The following is a 22,378-nucleotide window of genomic DNA, read 5'->3' as shown; positions in this document are numbered from 1 at the left end:
GAGGATTTTTATATTTCATCAAAACGAACAATTAGATAAACGGCCCCTATCATGAAAGTAGAGCCCATCATCGTCCAACTTCCAAACCAATTTCCAGCAAGTGTTGCAATAGCTGCTCCAGCAAAGAAAATACTGATAAGCGCGGCATATATACCAACTGACCGGAGTTTTTGTTTATCTTTGGTAATGATATACTGGGCAAGATTTGCCGACATGGACTTCATATTACCTGTCATAAAGATACTTCCGTAAGCACGACCATGAACTTTTGTAAAAGTATCGTATTGAATCGCCATAAAATAAGAGAAAATTCCAACATAAAAGGAAACAGGAATCTTCAAGCCCAAACCATAAGCCAAGGCAAAAATTGTCACCCCTAACCATTGAACCAATAACAAATAAGAGGCATCAAAACGGCGACGTTTCATCAAATAGTGAGAATAAAATCCCCGAGTCATTACTCCTAATATAAAGAAGATAATCGGAATTGCAAAATCCCAAAACCTAGCAAAATCTCCTTTGGCAATATTAATCCCCGCCTGAATAACATTCCCTGATTGTGCACCAATAAAACGGTCATTAAAATGAAAAAATGAGAAACCATCCATAAAACCTGCATTTAATGCAAAAATTAATGCAATACGCAGTTTTTCTTTAACTTGTCTATCCATAATTAGAATTATATCACAAAGATTATTTTCATTGTTTTTCAATAATGGTTTGAATTTCACTTTTTTATTTATTATTCTGGATTTAAGTAATATATTAAATAGTGAAGCGGATTCAAAAGACTAAAAGAATCAACTTTTTTGAGTTATAATGGATTTAAACGATTAAGAAGACAAGCGATTTTTCACTTTACTAACGAGGAGGAGTCAAAATGAACGGTTATCAACAACAATACACTTGTATCAAGTGTGGCAATCATAATTTTGAAGAAGATCAACTTCAAGCAACCGGTGGAAATTTTTCAAAGATTTTTGATGTTCAAAATAAGAAATTTATTACTATTTCTTGTTCTCAATGTGGTTATACAGAACTCTACAAAGCACAAACGAGTACGGGAATGAATATTTTAGATTTTTTACTGAACGGTTAGCTCAGGTAGTCAATAAATTTGAAAATAAGACTTAGGTCTTATTTTTATTTAAGAAAATTAAGTTATAATGTAAAGTACATACTTTAAGAAAAGGAAGAGAGTCTTTATGGCCGTTTTGGAATTAAAAAATATTAGGAAATCCTATTTTCTTGGAAAAGAAGAATTTCCTGTCCTCAAAGGAATCAACCTCGAGTTTGAACGTGGTGATTTCGTCAGTCTCCTAGGAGAATCTGGGGGAGGTAAGTCAACTCTGATGAATATTATTGGAGGACTTGACCGTAAATATGAGGGGGATGTCATCGTTGACGGCCTTGCTCAAAAAACAAAAAAAGAAAAAGATATGGATGCTTACCGTCGAGATACAATCGGTTTCATCTTCCAATCTTTCAATCTTGTTAGCTATTTGAGTGTATTAGATAACATTTTAATTAGTCTTAAAATGACAAGCTTATCTGATAAAGAACGTCATGAAAGAGCAATTGAGCTCACAAAACAAGTCGGTCTTTACGAACACCGTAAGAAAAATCCATCACAACTTTCTGGAGGACAAAAACAAAGGGTAGCAATTGCGCGTGCCCTAGCTTCTGACCCTGAAATTATTCTTGCTGATGAACCTACTGGTGCTCTTGACTCACAAAACACGAAAGAAGTTTTAGCGCTCTTACGTCAAATTGCTCAATCTGGTAAAACAGTAATCGTCGTCACTCACTCACAAGAAGTTGCTGATTACGGTACAAGAATTATCCGTTTGGCCGATGGACAAATCACAGGTGACGAACGTCTGAAAGAACCCTATCCTGTTGAATCACATCAACGGATGAACTCAAAAGCGTTGTCATATCGTGATACCTTCAGAACAGCCTTTAAACACTTTACTCACTCTTGGAAAATTAATTTATTAATTGCAATCGGAACAGCAATCGGTCTGTTCTCAGTCATCTTTTTCTTAGGACTAGGAAATGGTGCAACCAAATATATGAATGACACCATTACTTCAAGTGTCAATCCGAATGTGGTTACCATCTTCAAGCGGACAACAACTGATAATAAATTAGGAAATGAGCAAGCACTCCAACAAACGCAACAGGAACTTGGGAATGCTGCTACTAACCTTGACAGTGCTCATCTTTCAAAATTGAAAAAAGTTGATAACGTCAAAAAAGTTGAGCCAACTTATTCAATTTCTGGTTTAGGAACACTTACTGCCAGTGATAAATCTAAATCTGGTTTAATGACTCTTGATACTTGGACTCAATCAAATATTAATGATGATTACGTTGCCGGTTCAAAACCTGCTGATGGCGAAATCGCTATCTATGCTAGTGATGCTAAAGAGTTAAATAAAGATTATAAATCATTAGTTGGCAAGAAAATTACTTTAAAAATTCCGGCTAAAACAGCTGCTGGAACAAGTGTTGAAGTTACAAAAGAATTCACTGTTTCTGGTATTTTGAAAAATCCTCAAGGACCTGCAAGCTCTTCTAGCAGCCTAATTGCCACTTACAATACTGTCAAAGCTGCTCTTGAATCTGCTAATGCAGATACTGATGCCACTTATGCAGTAGTTACAGTTAATAAAGTAGATAATGTCAAATCAACAACTTCTGACATTCAAGACTTGAAAATTGATGGAACAAAAGCATTCGTTACATATAGCGTTACTTCATTCCTCGATATCATCACTAATATTACAAATATCGTCAGCTATGTTCTTGCCGCTATCGCCGGAATCAGTTTGATTGTCTCAATCTTTATGATTGTTGTTACTACTTACATGTCTGTTGCTGAACGAACAAAAGAAATTGGTGTTATCCGCGCACTCGGTGGACGTAAGAAAGATATTTCTCGTCTCTTCACCGCTGAAAGCTTGATTCTTGGTCTGTCATCAGCCGCTATCGCTATTGGATTTGCCTACCTTGGACAATTCCTCATCAATAAAGCTCTAAGTAGTTTCCTTGACGGGGCAAGTATCGTTCAAATTTCTGGTGGACACATTATCTTTGCGATTATCGTTGCTGTATTAATTGCTCTCCTAGCAAGTTTAGCTCCAAGTGGACGTGCAGCACGTTTGAACACAATTGAAGCCCTCGCTTCTGAATAACATACAAATTCTTCTGTCAGTCATTTCAAATGACTGACAGAACTTGTAGATGAAGTTTATCTACTGACAGCCTCTGTCAGTAAAACTATGATTTCAAAAAATAGACCTTGCCAAAAGACAAAGCCTATTTTTTGTACTTTATATTGTTTGGTGGCCTTCCAGCCTTATGTTAGAATTAAAGTAATAGACAAATAAAAGGAGTATTAATGCAAGAAATAATTATCCAAGTCATGAACCAATTTGGCTACTTTGGTGTTGCCTTTCTCATTATGATTGAGAACATCTTCCCACCAATTCCTTCCGAAGTAATCTTAACTTTCGGTGGTTTCATGACTACTTATAGCGAACTGGGGATTATCGGCATGATTATCGCAGCCACTATTGGTTCTGTGCTTGGTGCATTGATACTCTACTTCGTTGGTCGTCTTTTAAGCGTTGAACGCTTAGAAAAATTAGTTTCTGGACGTTTAGGAAAAGTACTTCGTCTTAAACCAGAGGACATCACAAAAGCTGAAAAATGGTTTTTAAAAAGAGGATATGCAACAATCTTCTTCTGCCGATTCATTCCTTTAATTAGAAGTCTAATTTCAATCCCTGCTGGTTCTGCTAAAATGAAACTCCCCAGTTTTCTTATTTTAACAACCTTGGGAACACTTTTTTGGAACATTGTTCTAGTGTGCCTTGGAGCCGCTCTTGGTGATAACTGGGAGATGATTGCTGGAATTCTTGATTCTTACTCTTCAGTCGTGGTTGTGATTTTAGGGATTATTTTCATCCTTGCGATTCTTATCTTTGTCAAGAAACGATTTTTCCCAAAAAATAAAAACTATTCATCTGATACAGAAAAATAAGCTTTAATGCTTATTTTTTTTATAAAATTTTATTAACTTTTGTTATAATTGGTAATACAAAGGAGATTTTATGGTATCTAAAGGGCGTTTAGCCGGTTTTATTGATGCAATTATTGCAGTAATAATGACTATTATGTTATTAGAATTCGAATTACCTAAAACAGGTGGAATTCTTGATTTTTTGAAAGATAATCTCGTCTATCTGATTGCTTATCTTTTGAGTTTTATCTATGTTACAACTTCTTGGTTTAATCAACAATATATGCTTTCACAGGCTGAGAAAATCACTCGTCGAATCTATCATAGTTGCATGATTTGGGTCCTCTCATTATCAATGCTTCCTGTACTTTCTGCTTGGGCTGGACGCACAATGGACTTCTTTCATGATTTCGGAATCCACTCACCAAAAGCACCTGCCCTACTCTTTATCGTGATGATTTATATTTGGGGATTTGCATATAGTTATATGACCGATTGTTTTATTGCTGACAATCCTAAAGAAAAGGCTGAACTAATCGCTCAAATGGAAGTTTATCACTATTTACGGAATCCTTTTTGGAAGATTGGAATGGTCATTAGCTTCATTATCACTTTCTTCTATCCCCCTTTTGTATTCATTTATACAGCAGGAGAAATGATTATTGCGACAATAAGAAGTCAAAATAAAAAAAGCTCAACTTAAATCGTTGAGCTTTTTAGTTTATTGACCAACAGTCAATTGTTCTGAAACATACTTAGCATAGAGTGGATGTGTGGCAACAAGTTCATTATGTTTGCCACTCCCTGTGATTTGACCTTTTTCAATGAAGTAAATCTTATCCGCATCAACAATTGTTGAAAGTCTATGCGCAATTACGAGCGTTGTGCGACCTTTCATCAAACTATCTAAAGCCTTTTGAACCATTGATTCTGATTCACTATCTAAACTAGCCGTTGCTTCATCAAGCATCAGGATTTTTGGATTTCTCAAGAAAGCACGAGCAATTGCTAAACGTTGTCTTTGACCACCAGATATTTTCACACCTCGTTCACCAACTTCCGTATTAAGTTGATCAGGCATATTTTCAACAAAGCTTCTTGCAAAAGCTAAGTCAAGAACTTGCCAAAGGTTATCATCTGTATAGTCTCCTTCAAGTCCATAAGTTAAATTTTCACGAATGGTTCCAGCCATAATTGCTGAATCTTGACTGACAAAACCAATTTGACTCCGCCAATTTTCCAAAGAAATATTATCAATCGGTTGATCATCAATTGTAATTTCTCCTGCTGTTGGTTGATAAAAACGTTCTAAAAGAGAGAAAATTGTTGATTTACCACCACCTGAAGGTCCGGCAAAGGCAATAATTGAATTAGGTTGAGCTTCAAAAGAAATATCATGTAAAATTTGTTCAGAATCATCATAGGCAAAGTCAACATGGCGAGCTGAGAGGGTTTTCCCTTCCAAATCAAGACTTTCTCCTTGATGAAGTACTTCTTGTTCTTCATCAAGCAATTCGGTCAAACGACCAGTTGATCCTGAAGCTTTAGCAAGTTCTGTAAAGAAAGTTGCCACAGTTGGTACGGCTCCGATTAAGTTCATCAAATACATCATCATTCCAAGCAAAGTCCCAAGACTCATGACTCCTGTTGAGATGAGATAAATTCCGTAAGCAAGAAGTCCAAAGATCATCAGCATCATTGATAACATCATAACTGGTGACATCAAACCATCAAAGATGGCTTCTTTTACCCCAATTTTATAAAGTGCATTGACATCATTTTCTGCTTTTTTAGAGGCTTGTTTTTCAGCATTTGAAGATTTTACCAAGCGAATTTCTGATAATGATTCACTAGCAATCCCTTGGAAATTTGCTAAAGAATCTTGTCTAGTTCGCCCAATTTTTTGACCAAAAGTCATAATTGGGAACATAATGAGCATAACTACTGGAACAGCAATAATCATGGCAAGAGTCAAACGCCATTGCATCTGAAGCATGAAGACAATTGAACCAACCAAAAGTAAAATAGACGTAAAAGCTTGTGGAATACTGTTTGCAATTAAATTTTTAACTTGGGTGGTATCGTTGGCTAAACGAGAACTCATTTCTCCTGTTTTTACTTCGTCAAAATATTTTACTGGCAGATGAATCATTTTATCCCAGACACGCGTCCTTAGATTTTTTACAACTGATTCACCAAATATCCCAAGGACAATTGCTGCAATAGCAGAAACAGCAGCTGAACCAATATAAAGAGCGATAACTAAGGCAACTTTGCCACCGTTTACTCCATGTCCAAAACTATTAACAAGTGGTTGAACCATTTTGGGGACTTGTAATTGAATTAGTGTTCCAACGATTCCTGCTAGAATCCCAATGATAAAGAAAAGATAACGTGGCTTTGCAGCACGAATCAATTTGACGAAATGTTTAATGGATGTTTTGTCAACCGCTTTTCCTTCGATACGATTGGCCATTTGTGGACCTCTTTCCATTGTTTGCTTACTTCCTTTTTCTAATTATTGAATTTCAAGACGAAAAGAAATGATTTCAATTACTTTTCGTCTTGAATTATTTTTTATTCTTCCAAATAAACTTTGAGGTTTTCTAAGACAAGTTGATAGCCCGCTGGGTTTAGATGCGCTCCATCAAAAGTTAATTCTTTTTTCAAATTGCCATTTTCATCAGATAAACCATCATTAACATCAATAAAGTGAAAATGATGGTTATCTGCAAGTTTTTTTATTTTATCTGAAGCTTTTTGAAACTTTTCATTACTTCTCGTTTCAAATAAAGTTTTTTCATCTGAGTCTTGACCAAAATCAACCGTATTAATCGGATAGTAGCGCATCACATAAACTTGCGTTTGAGGTAATTTACTTTCTATTTGAGAAAGAATTTGATCATAGTTATTCAAAAACTCATCTTCTGGAATCTCAAAACCGATATCATTCGTTCCAATATTAATAAAGATTTTTGAAGGTTCCAAATTAAAAATCTGACTCTCCATGTGTTCTAATAAAAATGAGGTCGTCGTAGCTCTAACCGCCCGATTGTAGATATAGTGTGAAAAAGTAACTTCTCCAGCTTCCTCCCACTTCTCAATAGGAAATATCTCCATTAATGATGAGCCAACAAATAAAGTTTGTCCTTTTTTTGCTGATAGGTTTGCCTTGTCATAGCTTTTAAGAAGTTCTTCTTGAAAAGCTGCAAGCTGAGGGTTTATCGTAAGAGCTTTGGTTTCTTTTGACATTATCTTCTCCTATAAATTTAGCTATTTTAAATCCACTCTGCTTTGTTTAATTGAGCCACAAACTGTTTCTCAGCTTCCGGTAAAAACTCAATCGGGTGTTTTTTAGACTCTAGCTTTATCATTGATTTTGCAATAATTTTATCGTGCCAGTTAAAAGGGGTCAAATTATTTACCTCCCCTCCAAAGTTTGCGATAGCTACAGCATTTTTGCGCAAAGGTTCGGCGATTTCTTTTTTAATCACTTTCGTAAAACTATCATATTCAACCATTGTAACGAATGCCGCAAAAGGTTTCGTTTGCAAAATTTCTTGATATTTTTTTAAGAAACTGCCTACTGAACGTTCAAATTTATGACTATAAACAGGGCTGGCAACAATCACAGCATCAAAATCTTTAGGATTTACTACTTCAGCATTTAAATCCACAAGTGTGACCTGATTTAAATGTATCGCTAGCTTTCTAGCGCACTTGGCAGTATTTCCTGTCTTACCAGCGTAAGCGATGAGTGTTCTCATTTTCCGCTCCTTATCTATTCAATCCTTAGAAATCATCCCAGTTTTCTGGTTTTTTAGGTTCTTTATTTTTGTCTGTCTTTGGTTTAGAATCAAAATCTGGACGACGGTTTCCGTCAAAATCACCAAAACGATTTTTCATTTCATCTGAAAAGTGATCCCAATGTTCATTAAAATCGGCTTGATCTCTTCCACCAAAATTATTTCTAAAACTATCTTTGAGCTGCTTACCAAAGGCTTTCCAATCTTCACCAAACGGAGCTTGTGAGCGTTCGTCACGACGCATACGATTTTGTCCACGTTTCATTTCTTGAGATGAACGACGCATTTCACGTTGCCAATTTTGCATTTCACGGCGCATGTGATTCCCAAATGCATGACGGTCATGAGCATTCATCATATTTTCCATAAATGGATTTCCGAAAAATTGTGCCATTCGTTGGAAATCTTGATCATTACGTGCATCGTTATTTTCTACTAATTTTTCCATTAGAAAGGCTAATTGTTCTTGTTCTTCATCTGTTAGATTGCCAAAAATTGTTTCTGAAATATCATTATGCATTGTATCACGTGTTTCTTGAGCTTCACGACCTTTATCAGTCAAGAAAATGCGGCTGACACGTTTATCATTTTCATCTTGTTTACGAATAACCATTTCCGCTTCTTCTAATTGTTTAACCTGAGCTGTTACACTTGAAGGTTTAATATCAAGAAGTTCGGCAATTTCTGCATTGGTTAGACCATCTTTATTCCATAATTCAACGAGTAAACCTTGAGCTCCATTGCGGTTACCGCGATTTTTCATTTGTTTTGAAATCCCATCTGCTCTTAAAGCAAAAAGGATGTTTGGATTGTGCAATAGTTTTGAAAATAGATTCAATAAGTTGTTTGTTTGTTCTGACATTATGTATTCTCCTTATATCAAATTCTTTGTAATTCGTCATCAAAAGCATAGATTAGTCGTTTATCTGGGCCTTCAATAAGTCTGATGAACCAATTCAATTTTTGAATTATTATTTTTATCATCTTAATCATTGGTTCTCCTTTACTATCTTTTAATTTCTTGAAAAGTTTAAATTAATTAGTTAGTTTGTTTTTTATTTACCTAACAAAAAAGATTATAAAACATTTAATTAGTTTTGTCAATACAAAAACTAACTAAATTAAAAAAATCAGCCCATAGACTGATTTTTTATATTATTCATTTCCTAAATCAAGTTGATAAAGTTCTTTAAATGTTGGGTTATTCTCCAGTAATGACGCGGGTTTCCCATCAAATTTAATCGAGCCATTTTCTAAAAATAGAACTCGGTTCATATGATGAACACCTAATAAATGGTGAGTAATAAAAATAATTGATTTATCACGGAGCCGTTCAAAAAAGAGACTTAAGAGTTGATTTTCTGTGATTGGGTCAAGTGATACAGTTGGTTCGTCAAGAATTACAACATCAACATCTGATAAAAGAACCCGTGCCAAGGCTAAGCGTTGACGTTCTCCACCAGAGAATCGTTCTCCCGCTTCATCTACTGGTGTCAGAAGTTTTTGAGGTAATGATTCAACCATTTTACGGAGGCCAACTAATTCAAGAGCTTCCCAAATTTCAGCATCACTGGCATTGAGTTTCGCCAAAGTTAAATTAGAACGAAGGCTTGTCGCAAAAAGATAAGGGGATTGATTAATGACACCAATTTTTTCTTCAACATTTTTAGCTTTAGATGGCACAACACCAGAAAATTGAATACTTCCACTTTGGGGAACTAAATCTCCTCTGATTAAGCCGGCAAGTGTTGATTTACCCACGCCTGAACGTCCCAATAGAGCGATATGTTCTCCTTGTTTAACTTCTAAATTAAAATTATCAAAGATTTTTTTATTTTCTTCAAATGAAAATTGGAGATTATTGATGACTAAATCTGTAGAAACAATTTCCTCAGTCCTTACTTCTTCATCTTGGTCTGGTAAGTCATTTAAACGATTGATTGAATCGCCATAACGTTGCGTTTCAACCACCGCATCAGACAAAGGAGAAAAAGCATCAAATAAAGGGAAGGCAGCGAGACTAACTGCCGCAATATAATTAGGCGCGTCTCCTAATCTTAAAGCACCAGAAGACCAAATCATCAAATAAATCACTAATGCGCCATAGACAACTTGTAAAAATAAATTTCTTCTACGTCCGAAAGCTAATAGTTTGGCTTGAATTTTTCTAGCAGATAATTCAGAACCTCGATAAGCTGTCAGAAAATCTTCTTTTCTTCCTGAAAGCACCCAATCTTGTAATCCTAAAATATCATCTGTCAAATGAGAAAAAAGTTGATTGCGATAAATTTTGAGTTCTTCATCTAATTTTACTGTAAATTTCAAAGAAATTAATGGCAAGATAACAATCAAAAATCCTAAGAAGAGCGCTAAACCTAAAGCAAACCAAAGTGAGAAAAATCCTCCGGCAATAATTAGAGCAATCGATAAACTTCCAGCAATTAAAACTGGAAATAATGTTCTCAAAAAGAGGTCTTGTAGATTTCCAATATCTTCATTAAGAACACCCAATAAGTCACCTAAACGGTAACGATCTGCTAATGTAACGGCCGTTTTTTCCAGTCGCAAATAGAGTTTTTTTCGTAAGAGACTTGTGATTTTTAAAATCCAATTATGAGAAGTTAATCTTTCGACATAATGCATCACTGGTCGTCCAATCCCAAAAATACGTACAAAGAGAACTGGAACATAAATCATTAAGATATTTTCTGGTTTTGTTGCTGATTTAGAAATGACATATCCTGAGCTGAACATCAAAAGTCCCGCCATCGAAATTGTAATCGTTCCTAAGAAAATAGATAGAATAAAGCCTGAACGATTTTTTTTCAAAAATGGAGAAATCCAGTCATTACCAAACAAAATATTTTTTAATTTCATTATTTCTGACCTCCATTATCTGATGAAGCTTGGCTGACAGAGCTGTCAGTAGATTTATCATTTACTGACGAAAAGTTTGACCTCTCAGATTCTTTTTCTTCTTGGTCCTTTACTGATTTGCTCGTTTCATTGTCTAATAAATTTTTGTCATCATCAACACCACGCATCTGACTAAGTAATTTTTGATAGTAAGTATTTTCAGATAATAGTTGTTCAGGAGTTCCAATTCCTGCGACCTGTCCCTCGTTTAATACGATGACCAAATCCATTGATGAAAGCCAATGAAGACGATGAGTAGCAATGAAAACAAGTTTATTTTCAAGTAAAGGTAAAATATTTGCTTTAATTTCTAATTCGGTTTCAATGTCCAGATGAGCTGTCGGTTCATCAAGAAACAAAATATTGCGGGTATGACTTAAAAATGCTCTGGCTAAAGCAACACGCTGAGCCTGTCCCCCTGAAATTGTACGACCACTGGCCCCAATTTGTCCATCAAGACCAATTTCATCGATAAGACTTTCTAAACCAGCAAGTTTTGCCGCTGCTTTGATTTCGTCATCTGTAGAATCAGGTTCGTAAAAAGCTAAATTTTCACGAAAAGTTCCTGCAAAAATGTAAGTCTTTTGTGGAATGAATTGAACTGACTGACGATAGTTTTCGTCAGTTAAAGAAGTCAAACTTTGCTCATTTAGTTTAATTTCACCAGCTGTTGGTTTTAGAAATCCAGCCAGCATTGAAAGCAATGTTGATTTACCAGAACCTGAATTTCCGACAATGGCAATTTTTTTAAAGCCATTTACTGACAGATTGACATTTGAGATTCCACGCCCTGTGTCATAAATTTTTCCTAACTCTGTCAGTTGAAGTTGTGAATTTGCACTCCAAGTTACTTTTTCTGTAAGTACTGACAAAGTATTTTCCTCAGTTGAAAGAACTTCATTAACAGCTGCCAAAGCATTTTTTCCATTAAGCGTTGCATGATAATCACTTGCAAAATCACGCAGAGGAAGGAAATATTCTGGTGCTAAAATTAGAGCCGCTAAAGCTGGAAAAAGTAAAATATCACCACTCATTAACCGAAGTCCCAAAAAAAGTGCGACAACAGCAACTGAAAGACTTGCAAAAAAATCAAGGGCAAAGGTTGAAAGCATAGCAATTCTCAATGCGCCCATCGTTTCTTTACGAAAGTCTTCAGAAGTTTTATAAATTGAATTTGAGTAATCTTTAGACAATCCAAAATATTTCAATGTAGAAATTCCACGCAATGAATCTAAAAAGTGATTTGATAAATATTGGAACGTTTTATATTGACGTTCAGCACGTCCTTGTGCTGCGTATCCCAATAGAATCATAAAAATAATTGCAAAAGGAAATGTCAAAGTTAACACAATTCCACTTTGCCAATCAAGAAAATACACTGGAATCAAAATTAACATTGGGATGATCATCATATTTAAGACTTTGGATAGGACCAATTTAATATAATTTTCAACCTGATCAATTCCTGTGATTACTGTTGTTGCAGCTGAGCCCGAACCTAAATTTGCAATAGCAACTGGACCAAGTCGGAAAAATTTATCCAACATATCCCCCCGCAATTTTGTTGCTAATTGGTAAGCAAGTTTATCCAGAGCCTTTGAACGACCAAAATTAATAATTTCACGGCTCAAAAAGCAAGCAAAAAAGCCCAAAACCCAAGGAATGGTATGAGAAAATAATTGTCCTTGCCAAAGCTTAGTAATTGCAGTAGCTAGAAATAAAGCTTGACCGGCAATTGCAATGAATTGAAAAACTGCCAGAATCCCCAATATCGGAAACATTCTTCTTACACCTGGCAGTTCAAAAAGAGATTTATCAATCATGTTTAAAGTTACTGATGAGATAATATTTTACTGACAGAACTTATCAGCAAAGCTGATAGTTCCTCCATTTACCGATTGAATGACTTCCTTAATCACAATCAGTTGGCAGTTTCTAAAATCTGCTCATAGAATTTCTGTCAGTAAAATAAAATTCCTCAGTTCCTTTCTAAAAAATTTAGGTCAGAAAAATTTTCCTGACCATAATATGTAGTTGTCTTAATTAATTATATCAATTTACAAACTAATCTGAAAATAACTGGTTCAACCAGTTATTTTCATGTTTTATTTTTTAATTCTTTTTCTGAAAATGAAATAGGTCCAGCCCATATAGATGAGTACAAATGGTAAGATAACCAGAGTAATGATCGTCATTGTTTTCAAAGTATAGCCTGTTGAACTAGCATTTTTAATCAAAATACTGTGAGCAGGGTTAGTTGCAATCATTACACGTGGGAAAATCCCTTGGAAAATCAATGCAACAAGGGCAATGAAAGTCAAACCTGAAGCCAAGAAAGCAGACATTTCTTTTCCTGCACGAACAGATAAATGTGCCACAAGAGTTAGAATAACAATCAAAGCAAGTAAAACTAAAGTTCCAATAAAATGTTTTTCAAAGAAATCAGTGAAAATAGCTAGCAATACAGCAAATACAACTTCACCAGCATAAAGAACAAAATAGAGAATATTAGCTATCTTAGCAGCTCTCTCACGCAAAGCTCCCTCTGTTTTCAAAGCTAAATAATTTAAGCCATGAAGCCAAGCTAAGAGCATTACAGCAACACCACCAACGACTGACAAAAAGTTAACGTAAGTAGTAAAAGTAGCAGTCACATTTCCTTTAGCATCCATTGGAACGCCTTGAATCATACTTGTAAACATCAATCCAAAGAGAAATGGAATAGCAAAACTTGCAACGCCCAAAACTTTTGTCCAGAGCATTTTTCCTTTTTCCGTATGTGAGTGATGACGAAATTCAAATGTTACTCCCCGGAAAATCAAACCTACTAAAATCAAAAATAGAATAAGATAGAAACCAGAGAACAATGAAGCATACCAATAAGGGAATGAAGCAAACATTGCCCCACCGGCAGTTAATAACCAAACTTCATTCAAATCCCAAACTGGGCCAATTGATCCGATAGCTTGTTCAACCTCACGTTTGTCCTTGGCAATTGTGATTGCACTCATTCCTACACCGTAGTCAAAACCTTCGAGGAAGAAAAAGCCACTAAATAATACTCCAACAATAATAAACCAAAAAAGTTGTAATCCAGTCATTATTTATCCACCCCTTTCTCATCAGTTTCTTTTTGAATTTCACTATCTTCTTTTGATGAAGAAGCAAAATTTTCTTGACTAAATGAATCTAAAGAAACATAAGCTGTTTCCGCTCCTTCTACTCCTTGTTTCATTCTTTGAAGCGTAAAGTAAACCATCACAGCACCAAGGAAACAGAAAAGGAAGAAATAGACGATATTGGAGAATAAAAGTGAACCGACAGAAACATTTGGTGAAACTGAATCTTTGATTGTAAATAAACCATAAACGGTCCAAGGATAACGACCAAGTTCAGTAACTAACCAACCTGAGGTAATCGCAAGGAAAGGTGCAAATAGCATCCAACGATAAACTTGTAAGCCAAACTTATTTTGATATAGACTTGGTTTTTTCTTTCTAGTCCAAAATAGCCCCAGAGCAGAAAGTAAAATCATTAACATTGATAGACCGGCCATAATCCGGAAAGTCCAGAAGAGAACCGTTACTGGTGGGAAGAAATTACCGCCAATTTCTTTAGCTACATCAGGATATTTCTTTTGAAGTTGAGCGTTAATTTCATTCATCCCTTCAACCGAACCGCTTGGACGGTGATAAGTCAGAATTGAAAGCATGTAAGGAATTTGAATTCCAAATACTTCTTTGTGGTCAGCTTCATTAAAGAAGGCAACCATATCCCAAGCCGCAGGGTCAGGTGTTGTTTCATAAACCCCTTCAGTTGCAGCAAATTTCATAGGTTGAGAGTTTTTAACTTCAATCATTTGTTGGTCACCAGCAACAAAGTTACCAACTGCACCGATTAGAGCTACTAAAAGTCCCAAACGTAAAACTGGTTTAAACATATCAATTTCACGATTTTTAAGAATTTGATAAGCTGAAATACCAGCAACCACAAAACCACCAGTTACAAGGAAACCTGTTGCCACGTGGCTAAATTCCAAAATAGTTTGAGGATTTGTCAAAAGGGCAGAGAAACTTGTTAATGTTGCTCGTCCACCTTTAACTTCATATCCCACTGGATTTTGCATCCATGAGTTTGCCGCTAAAATCCATAAAGATGATAAGAAGGTCCCAACAAATACAATCCAAAGTGTTGCATTATGCAATTTCTTACCTAATTTATCCCAGCCAAACATCCACACTCCAAGGAATGTAGATTCCAAGAAGAAGGCAAGTAAAGCCTCAACGGCTAAAGGTGCGCCAAATATATCCCCAACATAGCGAGAATAATCTGACCAGTTCATTCCAAATTGAAATTCCTGGATAATACCGGTTACGACCCCTACTGCAAAGGATAAGAGCATAATTGATCCAAAAAATTTCGTCCGTTTTTTCCATTTTTCATCACCAGTTTTCACATAGATAGTTTCCATGATTGCTGTCATGAGAACCATTCCGACAGAAAGTGGTACAAAGAAAAAGTGGAAGATTGTCGTCATCGCAAACTGAAAGCGTGCGAGAGTTTCAATAGTAGGCATAATAACTCCATCTTTTATATTTTTTATTTTTAAAAGTAACTAATAACAATATAGATTTATAAACTGACATTATCATAAAATCTGATAAGTTTATTGTAGTTACTTTCATTTAACGAAATAGTAATAGTATCTATAGTATCCCTTTTCTCACCGCTGTATGATTGAGAGAAAAGTAATTGCGCATTACTAATAAGTTGAATAAGATACATATACATTTTTACAAGAGAAACTATATTAATATTTTTAATTTCAATTGAATAAATCCTAAGTTCTTCTTCAATGACAATTGAGTATCTATTCCCATCTTGAGTTATTTCAAGATAGTTTTCTAGTATTTTTTCTAGACTAGTCATAATTAAAATCCTATTTTTACACCAGGAGCAACTCTTGCTCCTTTTCCAAAAATATCTCCTGATTGCCCTGTCAATGTGACAGTTCCTCCAGAGCGTCTTGGAAAATTAACATAACCTGTAATCCAACCTCCCCATGAGTATCCTCCCACTGGATAATATAGAGTCCGGTATTTCTTATTGTAGTACTTTACAGTAATTTCACCTCTGAATGTATATCCGTCTGAAACTTCCTCCCTCACAGACCAACGAACTCCAGAACTAGTTTTATCTAGTTTAGAAACTCCACCATTCCCATAGACAGTTGTAGCATAAGCATTTTGGAACATTAAATTTGAAGAAAAAATACTTGTTAATAATATAATAATAAAGACTTTCTTGTTACTTCTTTTTTGGGTTCCTATACTCATTTTAACTCCTTTCTTATTTTTAATATTTTTTAATTTATTTTAGCATTTGTGAATGTCTTTGACCTTTTAACCAAAGGCACTAACATCTGCAAATAATTTAAAATCACGTTACACTATATTTTATCATAATGTAAGCGCAGATAAAAACGATTGATTTGTAAAAGAGTTTTAACAAGTGTAACTTTTCAGACACTTCTATAGTTTTTAAAATACAAAAAACCTATCTCTAAAGATAGGTTTTCTGAATTACTAATTAACGAACATCTCCCATTAATTTCAAAATAGGTTTTTTGATAATAAGGAGGATAATTCCCACGATAATACCAATAATACCAGTAATCGCAAAGAAGTGAACTTCTGTTGCTGCTTTAAAAAGTGGTGTAATTTGAGCATTGATTGCTTGTGAAGTTGAATCTGCCAAGAACCACATCGCCATCATTTGTGATTGGAAAGCAACTGGAGCTAATTTTGTTGAAACTGATAATCCAACTGGTGAAACAAGTAATTCACCTGCCATTTGGACAGCAAACATCAATACTAACCAAAGAGCACTTGCACGACCAGAAGTTCCGTTCAAGAGACCTGGAAGTGTCATAATCAAATAAGAGATCCCTGTCAACATCAAACCAAGACCAAATTTTACAATTGTTGAAGGTTGACGTTCACCCAATTTATTCCAAAGACGAACAAAGATAGGTGACAAGAGAACGATGAAGAGCGGGTTCAATAATTGATACCAAGAAGGGTCAATATGGAAAGTAATTCCAAACCAAGTTGGGTCCAAATTAGAACGTGATTCTCCCCAAACCGCAATAATTGTAGAACTTTGTTCTTCAATTGCCCAAAAGACAATAGCAGAAAGGAACAAAGGAATATATGCTGTTAATTTACGACGTTCATCTGATTCTACCTTTTTAGAGGTAAACATCATTACGAAATAAATAATTGGAACAACAATACCGATAATTGATAAAACATTAATGAAGTTATTAATAAAATTAGCTGGACTTGCTTGATAAAGTAAGAAGAAACCAATAATAGCGACAATAACAACAATTGTCAATGTAATAAGAAAATTACGTCTTGCTTTTGAATCCATTGGATTTGAAGGTTCGCGTCCAATTTCTGGGAAGTGACGAAGACGTCCATACCAATAAGCAAATAATGCAAAAATCATACCGATAGCTGCAAGTGAGAATCCTAAGTGATAATTCACACCTTGTCCAACTGTCCCAACAATCAATGGAGCAATCAGAGAACCCATGTTAATTCCGACAACAAAGATATTGAATCCAGTGTCACGACGTGAGTCATCTTTAGAATAAAGATGTCCAACCATATTTGAAATATTCGGTTTAAGCATCCCTGTTCCCAAGATAATTAAGAATAATGCCACGAACAGTGAAGATAAACCAAATGGTGTTGCTAAAGCGATGTGTCCCAAAGTGATTAAAACTCCACCAAGGAAGATTGTGCGCGAAGCGCCCAACAAGCGGTCAGCAATCCACCCTCCAACAATTGTTGAAAGATAGACAAGTGCACCATAGATACTTACAATCGCCATTGCTTGAGCTTTAGGAAGTCCTAAACCTGCATTGTCAGCAGTTGTCAATGCATAGAGGTAATAAACCAGAATGGCACGCATCCCATAGTAAGAAAAACGCTCCCAGAACTCAGTCTGAAAAAGCGTCAATAGGCCGCGAGGTTGACCGAAAAATGTTTTTTCTGTTTTGTTTAAGTTTTGCATAGATTATATTATAAAGTTTTCTATACAACTTGTCAAGTTGTCAAACAATTTTGCCTATACAGATTCTTTGAAAAACGCGGGAAAAAGAGGGACAATAACAAAATTTCATAGATATTTATTTATATTTTCTTCTTTTCTAAAATAAGATTTAGCTAAAAAATATAGTTTTTATCATTTTTTACTGACAAATAAATCTGTCAGTAAAAAAACTTGCATCAGCAAGTTTTAAATTTTCATCTTTAATTCTAAATTTGTTTTTCCACTAATCACTTTTTCTGTCAGTAATTTTTTTAATTCTGGTAAGAATTTCAGATTTTGTAAAAAAGTAATTTCTTGAACTTCTATATTAAGATCATCTTCACTCGGATTAATGAGTTCAACAAAAACTTCTGAATCTGTATATCGCAATATTCCTAACAACCTGTCAGTAAAAAAAGTTGAAAACTCTCCATATTTCAAGCTATTTTCTGACAGACGTTTTTGCGTCCAACTTTTATAAGCATTGTAAACATTGGGTGAAATGTTATCCCAAGGAAAATATTTACGATTCTCAGGGTCTTTTCCACCTGACAATCCTGCTTCATCTCCATAGTAAATACAAGGAATTCCTGGTAATACAAAAAGCATTGCTAACGCTACTGACAAATTCTTTTCTCCAACCATTGTCAAAATTCGTTCAGTATCATGAGTCCCTAGATTGTTTAAATTATTATAAAAAATATCTTTAGGATAATTCTCTTGCAAAGTCATCAATTGATGCGCGACATCTTGACTGGAACGATGACCATTTAATAAATTAATAATTAAATCACGAAACGGATAATTCATAGCAGCTTGCAAACTTCCACCAAGAATATAATTTCTTCTTTTTCCATAAGAAATTTTGTTGGAAGCATCTTCCCAAATTTCACCAATCAATATCTTATCTGAATAAGAGTCAAGATTTTCTCGAATTCCTTTAATAAATGAATCAGGGAGTTCATCAGCAACATCCAGACGCCAACCATCAATACCCAAGTCATTCCATTTAGCTAAAACAGAATTTTTCTCACCATAAATAAAATTGCGAAAAGAATCATTATCTTTGTCTATTTCAGGTAAATCTTTAATTCCCCACCAAGATTTATACTCAAAAGGATAATTTTCAAATTTAAACCAATCGAAATAAGGTGAATCAGGATTTTTTGCTGCTCCCTCATCATCGCCATAATCACCATTAATATTGAAATAAAGTGAGTTTTTTCCTACATGAGAAAAAACACCATCCAAAACCAAATGCATTTTTTCTTGATGAAGCAACTGAATCAATTCTTCAAAATCTTCCTGCCTACCCAGCATTGAATCAATTTTTAAGTAATCATTCGTATCATAGCGATGGTTACTTGTACCAGAAAAAATTGGATTAAGATAAATCGCATTGATTCCCAGTTCTTTTAAGTAGGGAATTTTTTTAATAATTCCTCTTAAATTTCCACCGAAAAAATCCCAACGTGCAATATCACCATTTTCTTCTTTAACATAGAAAGGACTATCCGTTTTTCTTCCATAGATAAATGAATTGGGTTTTGGGTGATTGATTTGACCATTTTCATTTCCATTATAGAAACGATCTGGGAAAATTTGATAGAAAACTGCTTCACGATACCAACTGGGAGCTTGATCTTCTTTTTCAAATACAGTCAGCTGATAAGGTTTAACATCATTTTCATCAGTATATAGAAGCCCCTCTCCTCCTATGCCAGAACAACCATAAAATCGCCTAGTTTCTCCCAAATCCGAAGACTCGACTATTTCAAAATGATAAAAATAAAGTCCTGGCTCTTCATCAAAAGGAATGGTAAGTCTAAAATTCCCACCTGAATCTTTGGTCATAGAAAATTCATAACGTTTCCCAAAATCACGTCGAATTACACATGTCACAAGTACAGAAGGTTGGTCAGTTGTAAATCTCAAGCTCATTGAGTTCCCAACCTTGATGGCCCCAAAAGGTTGTTTATAATCTAAATTCCACGGATTATAATAATACATCTAATTCTCATTTCCTTTATTAACACTTAAGGCTAAAGGCTCCTAAAATTTATTCTGTCAGTAACAAAAATTTCTGTCAGTAAATTTCTTCATTCTTTTTTAGCCTTTATATACCAAATGTCATCAGCATACTCCCTAACTGTTCGGTCAGAACTAAAACGTCCCACATTGGCAATATTCATTAAACTTGCTTGAGCCCATGCTTTTTGGTCACGGTAAAGTTTTTCAAGTTCAGCTTGTGCCCGAACATAATCATTAAAATCACGAAGTACAAAATATTCATCATTATAAACGGTGAGCGAATCAAAAATTTCACGACCTTCACTTTTAATATTTGGCACCGTTCCATCAATTAAGGCATTCAAAATTCGATTAACTACTGGATTTTGCTCATAAATATCACGCGCATTATAATTACCATTGCGATAATATTCATAAACTTCATCCTTAGTCAGCCCAAAAACAAAATTATTTCCATCCCCTGCCGCTTCAAAAATTTCAATATTTGCGCCATCAAGTGTTCCAATGGTTAAAGCACCATTTAGCATAAATTTCATATTTGAAGTTCCAGATGCTTCTTTAGAGGCCAAAGAAATTTGTTCTCCAACATTGGCTGCTGGGATAATCACTTCCGCCAAACTTACATTATAATTTTCCATAAAGACAACTTTAAGTTTATCTTTAATCGTTTGATCATTATTAATCATATTTGCTATTTCGTTAATTACTTTAATGATAGATTTAGCATAATGATATGAAGGAGCCGCTTTTGCCCCGAAAATAAATACTCGAGGAACCATATCTAATTCCGGATTATCTTTCAAATCAAAATATAATTTTAGAATATGCAAAGCATTTAACAATTGTCGCTTATAAGCATGCAGCCGTTTTACTTGAACATCAAAAATCGCATCAGGATTAACCGTAATTCCATTTTGTTCTTTAATCACCGCAGCCAATCGTAGCTTATCATCAAATTTAGCTTTTTGAAGTTGTTCAAGTGTTTTTTCATCATTTTTAAAATTTTTCAGCAGCTTCAATTCATCTAAATCATGACGCCATGATTTACCAATTGTTTCATCAATAATTCCAGATAAGCGTTCATTTGCAATCTGAATCCAACGACGGTCAGCAATTCCATTTGTCTTATTATTAAAACGTTCAGGATAAATTTCATAGAAATCATGAAGTTCAACATCCTTTAATAAATCAGAATGTAATTTGGCGACGCCATTGGTTGAATGTGAACCAATGATTGACAAGTTGGCCATATGAATTTGTCCATCTTTGATAATTCTCGTATTATGCACCAGTGTTGCACCCACTTTAGGAAGCAACTCAGCCGTACGTCTTCGGTCAATCTCCACAATAATTTGATAAATCCGGGGCAAAAGCTGTTTAATCATCTCTTCTGGCCACTTTTCCAAAGCTTCCGATAAAATTGTATGATTGGTATAAGACATCACCTTGAGGGTTGTATCCCAAGCTCGATTCCAGCCCACACCATATTCATCAACTAAAAGGCGCATGAATTCTGGAACACAAAGTGCAGGATGCGTATCATTAATATGGACAGCAATATAATCCCCAATTTTTCGAATATCTTTTTTTTGTGTTCCTTTATAGTGGTGCAAAATTCGTTGAAGTCCAGCAGAAACAAAGAAATATTCTTGCTTCAAACGTAAAAGTCGCCCGTCATAATTAGAATCATCTGGATAAAGTTCAGCAGAGAGCATCGAAGTTTGTCGCATATAATCCAAATTTTGAAATTTTGGGTCTAATTCCTCTGGCACTTCTGAGCGCCACAGACACATATTATTGACCGTTGTATTTTCAAAACCAACCATGGGCGTATCATATGGAACAGCTAGAACACGTTCCTGGTCCTTATAATGAGGAATAAGATTTCCTTTTCCATCATCTTCTAACCAAACTTCACCACCAAATGTGACTTCAACTGCTTTGTCTGCTCTACGTACTTCCCAAGGATTCCCATTATTTAGCCAAGAATCAGGTAATTCTACTTGGAAACCATCTACTATTTTTTGTTTGAATAATCCATACCGATAGCGAATGCCATTTCCATTTCCTGGAAGACCCGTTGAAGCCAAAGAGTCCATGAAACAGCTAGCTAAGCGCCCCAAACCTCCATTTCCAATGGCCATATCTGGTTCTATCTTAGCAATCTCATCCAGTTCAATTCCAAAATCATTTAACCCTTCTCGAACGGTATTTAAAATACCTAAGTTAAGTAAATTTGATTTAAGCATTTTGCCTGGTAAAAATTCGATCGAAAAATAATATGCTTGTTTTTTTCCAGTTTCATCCTTATATTGATTATCGGCTACCCAAATATTAGCATAGTAATGTTTCACAACAGATGCCAATGCATCATAAATTTCTTGATAACCTGCTTTTGTCAGGTCAGTCGCAAATTTTGAAGTTAGACGCTCTTCGAAATCTTGCTTAAATTGTTTTTTAGAAAGTTTCAATCGTCGCTCCTTTATTATTCTCA

Annotated in this window: 18 protein-coding genes; 4 read left to right on the top strand and 14 right to left on the bottom strand. The window is 35.0% G+C overall.

Annotated features, from left to right (window positions below):
* Positions 1–8: 8 nt before the first annotated feature.
* The gene (locus AB6B24_RS07430) at positions 9–671 is read right to left on the bottom strand and encodes a YoaK family protein (RefSeq protein ID WP_003129657.1); all 663 of its coding nucleotides are present in this window, start codon (positions 669–671) and stop codon (positions 9–11) included.
* A 209-nt stretch (positions 672–880) separates the two neighbouring features.
* Between AB6B24_RS07430 and AB6B24_RS07425 the strand changes: the two genes are divergently transcribed.
* The 4 genes from AB6B24_RS07425 to AB6B24_RS07410 all read left to right on the top strand — a co-directional run bounded on the left by AB6B24_RS07425 (position 881) and on the right by AB6B24_RS07410 (position 4,733).
* Positions 881–1,099, top strand: a complete 219-nt coding sequence (locus tag AB6B24_RS07425; RefSeq protein WP_003129656.1) for a zinc ribbon domain-containing protein — start codon at positions 881–883, stop codon at positions 1,097–1,099.
* 106 nt (positions 1,100–1,205) lie between these two features.
* Positions 1,206–3,200, top strand: coding sequence for an ATP-binding cassette domain-containing protein (locus AB6B24_RS07420; RefSeq protein ID WP_195935648.1), 1,995 nt, complete (start codon positions 1,206–1,208; stop codon positions 3,198–3,200).
* Positions 3,201–3,406: 206 nt separating this feature from the next.
* Complete coding sequence (locus AB6B24_RS07415) at positions 3,407–4,051, top strand: DedA family protein (RefSeq protein WP_311804133.1); 645 nt, start codon at positions 3,407–3,409, stop codon at positions 4,049–4,051.
* Between the two features lie 70 nt (positions 4,052–4,121).
* Complete coding sequence (locus AB6B24_RS07410) at positions 4,122–4,733, top strand: TMEM175 family protein (RefSeq protein ID WP_015426050.1); 612 nt, start codon at positions 4,122–4,124, stop codon at positions 4,731–4,733.
* Positions 4,734–4,751: 18 nt separating this feature from the next.
* Here AB6B24_RS07410 and lmrA read toward each other — a convergent pair whose 3' ends face one another.
* The 13 genes from lmrA to AB6B24_RS07345 all read right to left on the bottom strand — a co-directional run bounded on the left by lmrA (position 4,752) and on the right by AB6B24_RS07345 (position 22,355).
* Complete coding sequence (lmrA, locus tag AB6B24_RS07405; RefSeq protein WP_311804176.1) at positions 4,752–6,506, bottom strand: multidrug efflux ABC transporter LmrA; 1,755 nt, start codon at positions 6,504–6,506, stop codon at positions 4,752–4,754.
* A gap of 101 nt (positions 6,507–6,607) precedes the next feature.
* The gene (locus tag AB6B24_RS07400) at positions 6,608–7,282 is read right to left on the bottom strand and encodes an SGNH/GDSL hydrolase family protein (protein ID WP_029343579.1); all 675 of its coding nucleotides are present in this window, start codon (positions 7,280–7,282) and stop codon (positions 6,608–6,610) included.
* A 26-nt stretch (positions 7,283–7,308) separates the two neighbouring features.
* A complete protein-coding gene (locus AB6B24_RS07395; RefSeq protein WP_311804132.1) occupies positions 7,309–7,797 on the bottom strand; it encodes a flavodoxin domain-containing protein in 489 nt (162 codons plus the stop codon).
* A 25-nt stretch (positions 7,798–7,822) separates the two neighbouring features.
* Complete coding sequence (locus AB6B24_RS07390) at positions 7,823–8,698, bottom strand: MarR family winged helix-turn-helix transcriptional regulator (protein ID WP_003129644.1); 876 nt, start codon at positions 8,696–8,698, stop codon at positions 7,823–7,825.
* Positions 8,699–8,991: 293 nt separating this feature from the next.
* Positions 8,992–10,713 (bottom strand): thiol reductant ABC exporter subunit CydC, encoded by a 1,722-nt coding sequence (gene cydC, locus AB6B24_RS07385; protein ID WP_311804131.1) that lies wholly within the window; start codon positions 10,711–10,713, stop codon positions 8,992–8,994.
* The gene (gene cydD / locus AB6B24_RS07380) at positions 10,713–12,575 is read right to left on the bottom strand and encodes a thiol reductant ABC exporter subunit CydD (protein ID WP_259745963.1); all 1,863 of its coding nucleotides are present in this window, start codon (positions 12,573–12,575) and stop codon (positions 10,713–10,715) included. Before cydD ends, cydC begins: the two co-directional genes overlap by 1 nt.
* 282 nt (positions 12,576–12,857) lie before the next feature.
* The gene (cydB, locus tag AB6B24_RS07375; RefSeq protein WP_003129639.1) at positions 12,858–13,853 is read right to left on the bottom strand and encodes a cytochrome d ubiquinol oxidase subunit II; all 996 of its coding nucleotides are present in this window, start codon (positions 13,851–13,853) and stop codon (positions 12,858–12,860) included.
* On the bottom strand, positions 13,853–15,328 hold the full coding sequence (locus AB6B24_RS07370) for a cytochrome ubiquinol oxidase subunit I (RefSeq protein ID WP_369164417.1): 1,476 nt from the start codon (positions 15,326–15,328) through the stop codon (positions 13,853–13,855). Before AB6B24_RS07370 ends, cydB begins: the two co-directional genes overlap by 1 nt.
* Before the next feature lie 56 nt (positions 15,329–15,384).
* The gene (locus AB6B24_RS07365) at positions 15,385–15,681 is read right to left on the bottom strand and encodes a hypothetical protein (protein WP_047206605.1); all 297 of its coding nucleotides are present in this window, start codon (positions 15,679–15,681) and stop codon (positions 15,385–15,387) included.
* Between the two features lie 2 nt (positions 15,682–15,683).
* Entirely contained in the window at positions 15,684–16,088 is a 405-nt protein-coding gene (locus tag AB6B24_RS07360) for a hypothetical protein (RefSeq protein WP_047206606.1), read from the bottom strand.
* 253 nt (positions 16,089–16,341) lie between these two features.
* Positions 16,342–17,835, bottom strand: a complete 1,494-nt coding sequence (locus tag AB6B24_RS07355) for a peptide MFS transporter (protein ID WP_153241831.1) — start codon at positions 17,833–17,835, stop codon at positions 16,342–16,344.
* A 225-nt stretch (positions 17,836–18,060) separates the two neighbouring features.
* The gene (locus AB6B24_RS07350) at positions 18,061–19,863 is read right to left on the bottom strand and encodes a glycoside hydrolase family 13 protein (RefSeq protein ID WP_311804128.1); all 1,803 of its coding nucleotides are present in this window, start codon (positions 19,861–19,863) and stop codon (positions 18,061–18,063) included.
* An 89-nt stretch (positions 19,864–19,952) separates the two neighbouring features.
* Positions 19,953–22,355 carry a glycogen/starch/alpha-glucan phosphorylase gene (locus AB6B24_RS07345; RefSeq protein ID WP_311804127.1) on the bottom strand — a complete coding sequence of 801 codons (2,403 nt, stop codon included), beginning with the start codon at positions 22,353–22,355 and terminating at the stop codon, positions 19,953–19,955.
* Between the last annotated feature and the right edge of the window lie 23 nt (positions 22,356–22,378).

Source organism: Lactococcus sp. AK05 (genome assembly GCF_041026685.1).
GTDB lineage: Bacteria > Bacillota > Bacilli > Lactobacillales > Streptococcaceae > Lactococcus > Lactococcus lactis.
The sequence above is the reverse complement of the archived record's forward strand: the minus strand, read 5'-3'. Positions and strand labels throughout refer to the sequence as shown.

Coding starts and splice junctions, on each gene's coding strand:
- AB6B24_RS07430 (WP_003129657.1), bottom strand. CDS start 671: ATGGATAGACAAGTTAAAGAAAAACTGCGTATTGCATTAATTTTTGCA.
- AB6B24_RS07425 (WP_003129656.1), top strand. CDS start 881: ATGAACGGTTATCAACAACAATACACTTGTATCAAGTGTGGCAATCAT.
- AB6B24_RS07420 (WP_195935648.1), top strand. CDS start 1,206: ATGGCCGTTTTGGAATTAAAAAATATTAGGAAATCCTATTTTCTTGGA.
- AB6B24_RS07415 (WP_311804133.1), top strand. CDS start 3,407: ATGCAAGAAATAATTATCCAAGTCATGAACCAATTTGGCTACTTTGGT.
- AB6B24_RS07410 (WP_015426050.1), top strand. CDS start 4,122: ATGGTATCTAAAGGGCGTTTAGCCGGTTTTATTGATGCAATTATTGCA.
- lmrA (WP_311804176.1), bottom strand. CDS start 6,506: ATGGCCAATCGTATCGAAGGAAAAGCGGTTGACAAAACATCCATTAAA.
- AB6B24_RS07400 (WP_029343579.1), bottom strand. CDS start 7,282: ATGTCAAAAGAAACCAAAGCTCTTACGATAAACCCTCAGCTTGCAGCT.
- AB6B24_RS07395 (WP_311804132.1), bottom strand. CDS start 7,797: ATGAGAACACTCATCGCTTACGCTGGTAAGACAGGAAATACTGCCAAG.
- AB6B24_RS07390 (WP_003129644.1), bottom strand. CDS start 8,698: ATGTCAGAACAAACAAACAACTTATTGAATCTATTTTCAAAACTATTG.
- cydC (WP_311804131.1), bottom strand. CDS start 10,713: ATGAAATTAAAAAATATTTTGTTTGGTAATGACTGGATTTCTCCATTT.
- cydD (WP_259745963.1), bottom strand. CDS start 12,575: ATGATTGATAAATCTCTTTTTGAACTGCCAGGTGTAAGAAGAATGTTT.
- cydB (WP_003129639.1), bottom strand. CDS start 13,853: ATGACTGGATTACAACTTTTTTGGTTTATTATTGTTGGAGTATTATTT.
- AB6B24_RS07370 (WP_369164417.1), bottom strand. CDS start 15,328: ATGCCTACTATTGAAACTCTCGCACGCTTTCAGTTTGCGATGACGACA.
- AB6B24_RS07365 (WP_047206605.1), bottom strand. CDS start 15,681: ATGACTAGTCTAGAAAAAATACTAGAAAACTATCTTGAAATAACTCAA.
- AB6B24_RS07360 (WP_047206606.1), bottom strand. CDS start 16,088: ATGAGTATAGGAACCCAAAAAAGAAGTAACAAGAAAGTCTTTATTATT.
- AB6B24_RS07355 (WP_153241831.1), bottom strand. CDS start 17,835: ATGCAAAACTTAAACAAAACAGAAAAAACATTTTTCGGTCAACCTCGC.
- AB6B24_RS07350 (WP_311804128.1), bottom strand. CDS start 19,863: ATGTATTATTATAATCCGTGGAATTTAGATTATAAACAACCTTTTGGG.